Origin of the sequence: Psychrobacter sp. AOP7-A1-24 (assembly GCF_052376235.1) — a bacterium.
Lineage (GTDB): Bacteria > Pseudomonadota > Gammaproteobacteria > Pseudomonadales > Moraxellaceae > Psychrobacter.
In genome coordinates this window covers 1-10,338 of sequence record NZ_JBQSVM010000059.1, presented here as the reverse complement: position 1 = coordinate 10,338, position 10,338 = coordinate 1, and the positions used below count along the sequence as shown (strand labels likewise).

The 10,338-nt window shown below is 39.0% G+C and carries 9 protein-coding genes; 7 read left to right on the top strand and 2 right to left on the bottom strand.

Annotation, left to right across the window (positions count from 1 at the left end; all coding sequences use genetic code 11):
- The coding region (locus ACT3QQ_RS12940; RefSeq protein ID WP_444528305.1) for a GMC oxidoreductase at nt 1–408 on the top strand (408 nt) is incomplete at its 5' end.
- Here ACT3QQ_RS12940 and ACT3QQ_RS12935 read toward each other — a convergent pair.
- Both ACT3QQ_RS12935 and ACT3QQ_RS12930 read right to left on the bottom strand, forming a co-directional pair.
- Nucleotides 359–721 (bottom strand): hypothetical protein, encoded by a 363-nt coding sequence (locus ACT3QQ_RS12935; protein ID WP_444528304.1) that lies wholly within the window; start codon nt 719–721, stop codon nt 359–361. The two genes, ACT3QQ_RS12940 and ACT3QQ_RS12935, sit on opposite strands and share 50 nt — an antisense overlap.
- A gap of 616 nt (nt 722–1,337) precedes the next feature.
- Nucleotides 1,338–1,643: a cupin domain-containing protein gene (locus tag ACT3QQ_RS12930; protein ID WP_444521397.1), complete on the bottom strand. Its 306-nt coding sequence runs from the start codon at nt 1,641–1,643 to the stop codon at nt 1,338–1,340.
- A 215-nt stretch (nt 1,644–1,858) separates the two neighbouring features.
- Between ACT3QQ_RS12930 and ACT3QQ_RS12925 the strand changes: the two genes are divergently transcribed.
- The 6 genes from ACT3QQ_RS12925 (at nt 1,859) to ACT3QQ_RS12900 (ending at nt 9,237) form a co-directional block, all read left to right on the top strand.
- Complete coding sequence (locus ACT3QQ_RS12925; protein WP_301466038.1) at nt 1,859–2,815, top strand: helix-turn-helix domain-containing protein; 957 nt, start codon at nt 1,859–1,861, stop codon at nt 2,813–2,815.
- A 341-nt stretch (nt 2,816–3,156) separates the two neighbouring features.
- Nucleotides 3,157–4,095 carry an ABC transporter permease gene (locus tag ACT3QQ_RS12920; RefSeq protein WP_444528303.1) on the top strand — a complete coding sequence of 313 codons (939 nt, stop codon included), beginning with the start codon at nt 3,157–3,159 and terminating at the stop codon, nt 4,093–4,095.
- Nucleotides 4,092–5,042, top strand: coding sequence for an iron chelate uptake ABC transporter family permease subunit (locus ACT3QQ_RS12915; RefSeq protein WP_444528302.1), 951 nt, complete (start codon nt 4,092–4,094; stop codon nt 5,040–5,042). The genes ACT3QQ_RS12920 and ACT3QQ_RS12915 overlap by 4 nt, the downstream gene beginning before the upstream one ends.
- Nucleotides 5,039–5,815, top strand: a complete 777-nt coding sequence (locus ACT3QQ_RS12910; protein ID WP_444528301.1) for an iron ABC transporter ATP-binding protein — start codon at nt 5,039–5,041, stop codon at nt 5,813–5,815. Before ACT3QQ_RS12915 ends, ACT3QQ_RS12910 begins: the two co-directional genes overlap by 4 nt.
- Nucleotides 5,812–6,789, top strand: coding sequence for a siderophore ABC transporter substrate-binding protein (locus ACT3QQ_RS12905; protein ID WP_444528300.1), 978 nt, complete (start codon nt 5,812–5,814; stop codon nt 6,787–6,789). Before ACT3QQ_RS12910 ends, ACT3QQ_RS12905 begins: the two co-directional genes overlap by 4 nt.
- Nucleotides 6,790–6,936: 147 nt before the next feature.
- Entirely contained in the window at nt 6,937–9,237 is a 2,301-nt protein-coding gene (locus ACT3QQ_RS12900; RefSeq protein WP_444528299.1) for a TonB-dependent receptor, read from the top strand.
- Nucleotides 9,238–10,338: the final 1,101 nt, after the last annotated feature.

Below are 10,338 nucleotides of genomic sequence, written 5' to 3'. Positions count from 1 at the left end.
CCTAATGTACATCCTAGTATTACTGCGAATTACTTATCTGATCCGGAAGACGAAGATCTTACTATTCTTCGTAATGCAGTAAAAATGACTCTTAACCTTTTACAACAACCCTCTTTCAAAGGAATATTGGGAGAAAGTATAGGGTTGATTGATCATAATGCGGAGGATTCTGATATCGATGATTTTATACGTTCTTATGCAGAGACGGTTTACCATCCTATTGGAACTTGTAGAATGGGTAGTGACGATGATGCGGTAGTTGATCCAAAGCTAAGGGTGAAAGGTGTTGAAGGTCTACGTGTAGTTGATGCTTCAGTAATGCCTTCACTCATCAATGGTAATACTAATGCTCCTACGATTATGATTGCGGATAGAGCAGCCGATATAATTCTTGGTGATACAAATTGATTAAATCTTCACTGAGTGAGATAGTCTCTTTTAAGTTTTGTATTTTTCCACTTGTATTAAAGTCAAACGTCGCATTATCCACGGTACAGTAAATATTGCCATTAGAGAGTTTGAAATTCAGCTGGCTAATGGCATAACTCATACTTCCTCCTATAGCATCCTCGTAAGTACAAGCTTTTACGATGGCTTTATTTTTAATAATAGAATCAATGATGGTGCATTTGGTACTACCATTGACATCGGCCGTACCTGCAATAGCGCTAACAGAGAGTAATGACAACGGAAGCGCTATGAGTATTTTTGAGAGTTTCATTGATATGTCTTTTTATGGGTTTTTAACTTGAGCCGGAATGACTGCATTTTTTGCTGCTGAGTTCATTATAGCGACTAAAAAAACAGCTATTTTCTAGACCTGATGAACGATTGTTTGTCTAACGAAAGTCTTTTAGCATTCCCCTGTTTTTATTAGTTAGAGCTTTTAGTAGCATTCGGAACCAGATGAGTTCAGAATCAGCGTACAGCAGGATAGTATTGGAAAATAGTCAATAAGGGAGGGCGTTATATTTTTAGATCAAACCTTAATTTTAAGCGACTCCACCACATAAGAGTATGGATAAAAAAACACCCTTTAAGCTATATAAAATATAGCTTAAAGGGTGTTTTTTTATCCATAAAATACGTGACGGTGATACCGTTTAATCGCGATAATTTGTATTTTAGAGTGTCTGAAAATAAGAGGTTTGACACATGATGAATTCTAATATAATTCACTATTTAGTTTTTGAATAAATGTTATTCATCTAAAAATCGCTTGGTTCATCCTATATCATATAGATGTATCTCAACTAAACAGTATGTTATGACATTATCTTACATGTGCTGATTTCGTTAACTGATTATTAGAATTATCACCAAGTGCAGGTTTTGATTTATAAAGGCTCAAAAAACATCACGCTAGCCTCAGTCGGTGCATGAGGTTTATGGTTAGTATTCTTAGGAATAACGACCACTTCGCCAGCATTAACCTCTATAGTTTTGTCCTGTAATATAATAAATAACTGCCCTGACAGTACATGAAATAACTTGTCTTCATGTTCATGATTATGCCATTCATATTCGCCTTTCAGTTTGGCCAGCTTGACGGTCAACTGATTAAATTTTGCAATATCAGTAGGCTTCCATAATGCTTTAATATCATCCAGTTCATTTTTTATGTTGGCTATAAGTAGGCTCATTATTGCTTCATCCTGATATATTAGTTCCAGCTATTTATGTTTAATTGATAATCATTTACATTAAAATGATTGTTTATTGCGAATAATGCTATGATTACTTCAATAGTTAATAACTAACTACTCATTCAAGTAAACCTGTTTTATCTGGATATGTAATAAAACGTCTATTCTCTACTCACTTAAACCACATACTAAAGCATCGTGATTATATTTTTATGGCAGACTTGAACACATTTTATGACCACTATCAGACCAAATATTGGAATTTTGATCGCCCTGATTCTGATTATTTGATTAAACGTCCAATTTACGATGGTAGCTCTGGTTACGGTGACTTGCTGAGCTTGCATAACGGTATTGTGCTTGGTCGAAACTGCATCACTGATCAGCAACCTGTGGTTGAACCCGCTGCACCATTTTCTTGTGATGTTGGCATGCATTTGATTGTAGATGCGAACTATACTTTACATGCTAGTAATTTACCTACCGATACATACATTCACTCGCAGCAAATTTGGCGACGATCAGGAGATTTTGGTGATATAAACTCTACTACCGATACTGAGTATTTGCAGAAACCATCCATAAATAGCCATGTGGTATCAATCGATTTTAATCAAGAGCTACTGTCACGTTGGGCAGAAAGCTTCGATTTGCCGGCTTGGTTATTGCCAGCTGACGATCAAGACCCTGAAATGATTCAAGTTCGTTTATCAAACCAGTCAAGGCTACTTGCTCGCGCAGCTTATATTCTCTCACTGCCTTGCTACACTTTAAGTGATCGCCTGATTTTAGAGAGTCAAGCGCTGCTTCTCTGTCAAGATATGCTTGGTATTCAGGACAAATCTGGCCGACTAATAAACCAAAAAAGTCCAATTGATCACGCCGTTGATATTATTCGCCAAGAGTACCAGCATAAGCTAACAATCTCCTTGCTGGCTCAACGAGTGGGTATAAACGAATGCTATCTAAAACAACAGTTCAAACAACAAACGGGCAGAACAATAGGCTGCTTTATTCGTGAATTACGTATGCAGGAAGCAATGCGTTTATTGTTAGATGAATATAAAAGTGTTCAAGAGACGGCATGGTATGTTGGCTATCATGATCCTAGTAATTTCAGCAAAGCATTCGCCAAATTTTATGGCGTCACACCCACACAACTTATCTAGTCAGACTATTTATGTCAAGCTGCTACTATTCTCTAAAATACGCTAAATAAGCCTTGATTAAAGGTGAGTAATTTACGCCAATCTCAAGCTGTGCTTGAGTTTATCTAATTTTTTAACTTTAGAAAATGGTTAGATGCTATTCTGCATAAGTTCCCTTATTCACCGTACAATTTCCCAGTTTCACCCTATATTCAACGTATCTATTCAAACAAGCATAGTATGATTGATTCTCATTTATACTTTAATGAAAAAATTCCTAGCAAATCATTTTATAGACTTGTGATGGTATTTCGCAGAGTAAAAAGTCATTCGTATTTATATAAGTTAGAAGAGTTTCAATAATGCGCTCACTATTTTTGTTACTCATTTTGCTCTGTGCTGCTTCTCTAATGCTGGGCTCAAAGCAGGTGTCAATTGCAGCGCTCTTTAATTTTTCAAGCGATGCGTGGTTAACTTTAACGGCGAGCCGTATACCACGGCTTATTGCTCTAATACTGACAGGGGTAGGGTTGTCTGTCAGTGGCGTTATTTTGCAACACATTGTGCGCAATAAGTTCGTCGAACCTGCCACATCAGGTGGTTTGGATGCAGCCAAGCTTGGTATTTTAGTCTCACTAACGCTGCTTCCTAGTGCTAGCACTAGCAATAAAATGCTATTTTCCATGCTCTTTTGTTTTGCAGCGAGCCTGCTCTTCATTTTTATTATAAGCCGTATTACTTTCAAAAACTCCGTACTGATTCCTGTACTTGGGTTGATGTATGGCAGTGTGCTGAGTTCGATAGCTGAGTTTTATGCCTATCAGCATAATATTTTACAAAGTATGCAAGGCTGGTTGTTAGGAGATTTTTCAAGGGTTGTGCAAGGTCAATATGAGCTTATTTATATTATTTTGCCCATCATTGTATTGGCTTATTTTTATGCGCATCGTTTCACGGTAATGGGCATGGGTGAGGAAATGGCGGCCAGTTTAGGATTGCGTTATGCTGCGACAGCCGCATTGGGGCTTATTTTAGTGTCGGTGACCGTCGCGGCATCGGTTATTACTATTGGCGCGATACCTTTTGTTGGCCTTGTTGTTCCTAATTTAGTCGCTTTGAAATATGGAGAGAATTTATCACGAACATTACCTGTCGTTGCGCTGAGCGGTGCTTGTTTGCTTCTTATTTGTGATATTTTTGGGCGAGTCATTATTTATCCTTTCGAGGTCCCTATTGGGCTTACTGCTGGTGGGGTGGGCGGTGTGATTTTCCTCATGTTGATTATGAGGGGTGTCAGATGAGTCAAGCGGTAAAAATGTGGACTATGCTTCTACTTATTCTCATTTTAGCAATTATTTTTTTATTGATAGGCTCAGGTTTAGATTTTGATTATTTGATTCCGAAACGCTTCATGCGTCTAGTAACTATTGTACTTGGTAGTGTCTGTTTAGCTGTTTCGTCCATTGTCTTTCAAACCATTGTAGGCAACCGTATTTTGTCGCCTTCAATTATGGGATATGAGGCTGTTTATCTGCTATGGCAAGCGCTGTTGCTCCTGGTTATGGGTACGAATGGGCTACTGATGTTAGGCGTCAGTGGTAATTTCATCGTATCCATCATGTTGATGCTGGTGTATTCGTGGGCACTGCATCATTTGCTGTTACCTCGATGCAAAAGCGATGTCTTTATGCTGCTGCTATTTGGTCTGGTTTTGACAATGGTCATTGGTACGGTCACACAGTTTATTCAACTTCGTATCAGTCCAGGTGAGTTTTCGGTTTTTCAAGGGTTAAGCTATACCTCTTTTAATAGAGCCAATCCCGAAACGGTTTGGTGTGGCGTACTAGCAGTAGTAACGGCGCTATGGTTAAGTCGTAAGACGTTACCTGTATTAGATGTGATGGCTCTCGGTCGTGAGCAATCGATGTCACTTGGTATCAACCATGCTAAATACGTCAAGTTATATTTGGCTTTGATTGCCATTCTCGTCGCTGTGTCAACTAGCTTGATTGGTCCCACGGCATTTATGGGTGTGTTTATTGCCAATATAGCTTATGCGCTTGCAGGAAGTAGTAAGCATAAAGTCACATTACCTATAGGTTGTGCGGTCTCTATAGCTGTATTTTTAGTGGCTCAAATTTTTGTTGAGCATGTTTTTAACTATAAAACCAGTGTCAGTATTCTTGTCAATCTAGTGTGTGGTATCTATTTTCTGGCATTGACTGTTCGTACTAGAGGGATTATATGATTACCGTTAGTAACCTCCATAAAAGTTATGGCAAAAAATCCGTGCTATCAGATGTCTCTCTAGCGTTTCCAAAAGGGCGTGTCACCTCATTGATAGGTCCTAACGGTGCAGGTAAGTCTACTTTATTGATGATGATGGCTAGGCTATTAGAGCCCAGTAGTGGCTATGTATCACTTGATAGTCGAAAAATCAATGAAATGCGTACTTCTGAATATGCTCATCATGTGGCCACACTGCGGCAATCCCCGGGCTTTAATTTACGATTGACAGTGGAGGAGCTGATCTCTTTTGGACGTTTTCCGTATAGTCGTGGTTCTTTGACGATAGAGGATCGACGAGTCATTGATGAGGCGATTAATTTTTTAGCGTTAGAGTCTTTACGTCATGCTTATTTAGATGAATTGAGTGGCGGTCAGCGTCAAATGGCTTTTTTGGCGATGACTATTGCGCAACAAACGGACGTGTTGTTATTAGATGAGCCTTTGAACAATCTAGATATGAAACATGCTGTGCAGATCATGCAAGCCTTACGTCGTTTAAGTGATGAACAGGAACGCACGGTAATTTTGGTGATTCACGATATCAATTTTGCGGTCAATTATTCAGATCATATCGTAGCTCTAAAAAATGGTGCGCTTAGCTTCAGCGGAGTCTCTGCACAGGTTGTGACAGAAACTAATTTAAGTGAGCTATACGATCTTGATTTTGAAATTATTCGTAATGAACGTGGTTGCTTGTGCAACTACTTCAATTTATCAGGGGTAAGAGTATGAGTTTGAAAAAAAGCTTTTGGGTCTGTGTACTGGCTATTTCGGTAGCTATTCCACTGCAAGGATGCGAAAAATCATCTACGCAATCTGTGCAGACGGTACAAGCACTAGAAACACCTATTATCGTCGAGCATGAGATGGGTACGACTATTATTACTAATCGCCCGCAACGTGTCGCTGTACTGGATATGAACGAAGCGGATTTTTTAGATCAGCTTGATGTGCCAATTGCAGGCATGGTGAAAGATTATGTACCTCACTTTCTTGCTCAGTATAAAGATGATGATAGCGTAGAAGATTTAGGCGCTATTGTGCAACCGAATATGGAACATATCCATGCACTGCACCCTGATCTTATTTTGATGACGCCACTTCATGCCGCTCATTATCAAGAGCTGTCAGAGATTGCACCAACCCTACATTTTGATGTGAATTTTAAGAACAGCCATCAGCAACATATAGCCAATGTCAAAAATCACCTGTTAACACTGGGTCGTATTTTTGATAAGGAAGCGCTGGCGGAAGATGAGGCTATGCAATTAGATACAAGAGTCAAAGAGATTCAGAACTTCACAAAAAACCGTCCAGAAAAAGCATTGGTTGTTTTACATAACAACGGAGCTTTTAGCAATTTTGGTGTGCAGTCACGCTATGGTTTTATCTTTAATGATTTGGGTGTTAAGCCTGCTAGTACCGTGGTAGAAACTAGCCTACATGGGCAGCCTATTTCTAGCGAGTTCATACAGCAGGTAGATCCAGATATTATTTATATTGTGGACCGTACCGCTGTTATGGAGTGCCGCTCTGTTATAAGCCCTGATGACATTAGCAATCCTTTATTAAGTCAAACAAAAGCATGGAAAGATGGTCATGTCGTTTTTGTTGATGCAGATGCGTGGTATATAGCAGCAGCTAGTCCAACCTCATTAAACATCATCATGGACGATGTCCTCAAAGGTTATCCGTCAATTTCATAGATGTATTCTAAAACGAAAGAGGTTTTGAACGTAAAGCCAGTAAATAATTAAATGAAAAATAAGATATTTTTTTATCCAAAATTATTAATGATTATCATTTGTGTTTTTATTCGTATTTGTATTTTACTAAAATAAGAGGATGTTTTTATGTATCAACTTCAGCAGCTAAATCATAAAAGTAGTGTTAAACAATGGACGACACAGACTAAACCGTCTTTCGCTCTTAATCATATTATATCGGCAAAGCTTGCGATGTCATTAGGTATAGCTGCTGGGACAGTATTTATCTGCGTGCCATCATCCTATGCACAGGAAGGTAGCAACCTGACCAGCAGCCAGCAAGTGAATGAACTAGAGATCGAACAGCAAAGTAGAGATTCAGGAAGAAACCAAGAAATACCAACTGCCACACTACCAGCGATAACAGTAGTGGCTGAAGGCAACGATAGTCAAACCTATTCTGGAGGGCAAGTAACCTATACCAACCATGCTGGGTTTTTGGGAAACAAAGACTTTTTAGAGACGCCATTTAGTGCCATTAGTTATACTGAGAAATTTATTGAGGATCAGCAAGCCGCAGATATCAGTGAGATTATTACAGCAACAGACCCATCTGTTTATACCAGTGGTGCAGGTGGGCAAAACCTTGAAAGCTATTCTATCCGTGGTTTTGCTTCGAATAGTAACGATGTGACAGTGAATGGATTGACTGGTATGGCACCTTATTACCGTAGTTCACCTGAGATGTTTGAGCGTGTTGAGGTGTTGAAAGGTCCATCAGCGATGCTTAATGGCATGTCACCTAACGGCTCCGTAGGAGGCTCTGTGAATCTAGTGACTAAGCGAGCAGGTGATGAACCACTCACTCGATTGACAACTAAGTACATATCAGACTCACAGCTTGGTGGGAGCCTGGATATCGGTCGCCGATTCGGTGAAAATAAGCAGTTTGGTGTTCGAGTAAACGGTGCTTATAGAGATGGTGAAAGTGCGGTTAATGACCAGGATAAAGAAGCTAAAGTAGGCTCTCTTGCATTAGACTGGAAAGGCGAACGTACGCGAATTTCAGCTGACCTTTATGCTACGACAGAACATGTCGATGGGCCGACTCGAGGTATCACAGTAGCATCAGGAGTTGATATTCCTAGTGCACCAGATCCAGATACGTTATTGAACCCAAGCTGGGCTTTTTATGATACTAAAACAAAAGGCGCAATCACACGCGGTGATTTCGATGTGACTGATCAAACGACTGTCTATGCCGCCTTAGGTGCTAATAAAATGGAGTATAAAGGACTCAGTGCAGCAAAAGCGCAGGTATATAATTCTGACGGAGATATAAATACGACGATTGGATACGTTGCTGATGATAATGAAAGAGTCTCTATGGAAGTAGGGCTGAACAGCAATTTTTCGACAGGAGCTATTGAGCATCAGCTTGCGGCGAATGTTACCCGTTACAATGAAGAGTACAATTTAAATGCTAAGTACTTTGACGCCACTTATACATATGACACTAATATTTATAATCCAGTATGGGAAACTCCTAGCCTAAATTTTGACGCACCGCTGTTATTGACGACTGACACAAGTTTAACTAGCTACGGAATTGCAGATACCTTATCGTTTGATCAGGATAAATACCAACTCACCTTAGGTGCTCGGTATCAGCAGCTAGCAACAGAACAAACGGGAGGTGCCTTATCCTCAGGTACTAAGTATGATGAAAGCGCTATAACGCCGTCAGTGGCGTTTCTTATAAAGATGACGGATCAGACTTCTTTGTATGCGAACTATATAGAAGGGCTAAGTAAAGGCGCTACAGCACCAACAAGTGCAGAAAACTCGGGTGAAATATTTGCTCCTTATAAAACCAAACAAAAAGAAATAGGGATAAAAATGGATCTTGGCGAGTTTGCTCATACCCTTAGTCTCTACGAAATTGAAAAACCCAATAGTTATACCGACACAGATACTAATGTTTTCTCTTATGCTGGTGAACAGCGTAATCGAGGTGTAGAGTGGGGGTTCTTTGGGTCGCCTGCTGAAAGCGTACGCTTGATGGGTGGTATTACCTATATTGATGCGAAGTTAACTAAAACAAATGATGGTGTTAATGAAGGCAATCAAGCCGCAGGTGTTCCAAAGTGGTACTCGAAAATTGGGGCAGAGTGGGATTTGCCCTTTATAGAAAATTTAACGCTAACAGCGAATGCAAATACTGTGTCTAAACAATACCTTGAAAATGATAATATACAGTCGTTACCAGGTCACACCACATACGATCTTGGCGCACGTTATATCACTTCTGTTAATCAAACACCTCTCACCATTCGAGCACGCGTCGATAACGTGATGAATAAAGCCTATTGGACAACGGCACATTATAATGATCTTGCTTTAGGTGAGCCGCGCACATTTATGCTTTCAGCAACGATGGATTTTTGATTTTGGATGAGAGTATATTTTATATAGTCAGTCCTAAATAAAAGAGGTACAACTACGCGATATGGGTTACATTCTTCTTGCTTGCTGTGCCTACGCAGACAGAGGCGGCACAAAATGTACCTCGTATCGCTGTATTTATTTTATAGTGGATCGACTATAGTGTTGGGAGGGTTTTTTATGTCTAAAATCATACTAACTATTTAATAAGATTGATTATTTACGATTTCAACTTCTACAAAACTAAAACGTTTGATAGCTGGATTGTCATTAGGTAATAGGAATGATAGTCACTAAATATTCTTCTTCAATATGTTTTGTAGATGGTTTAATTCTATTCCAGTTTTTCAGCTAAAGTAGTCATCATACTTCAATCGTATCAGTACACTTGTATGAAATTTAAGCAAATTCAAACCCTTACAAGCTAATGCCTGTAAGGGTTTGAGTTTGGTGGCCCCAATAGGACTTGAACCTGCGGCCAAGGGATGATGAGTCCTTGTTCTTACAATAACAATACACAATATATAGCTGTAACTTCCGGATATAGGTCAATAGTAATAAGGGTTTAGAGTTTAATATAAATATACCTATCAACAAGTAGATATATTTATCAATAAATTCAGAGTATCACAAACAGTAGTATTAGCTGTTCTTTGAAAGATAATAGTCTACAGATAAAACTCTTCAATGATTAGCAATAAAGAATATATTTGTCGTTCAGTATATGAAGAAAGTTAGTAGCTAGGTGGTTCTGTTCTTATATGTGGCTTAGCTAAGCTTAAAGAGTATGACGTTTATAACGCTATGATTAGTTGTTAAGTAGATACATGCAACTTGCTGATTTCGTATGCCATTTTTCAACAGTATCTACTTTAAATTGCATGCTGTAGCTCGCATTCTCTTAGTGATAACAAACTTAGTCTTGGGACGTCAGTTGACTAAATTCAGTTATACAATTTTTTCAGCATAACTTACAGGTCGAAGCGGAGAGTATGAAGTATATTCTGATTAAAGAGGGATACGTTATTTTATTCGAAAGTTTTTACCAAGTGTTCTAAGTTATTGGACTTATACAGAGAAGTGATAGATGAAAGCTGTAGTGTA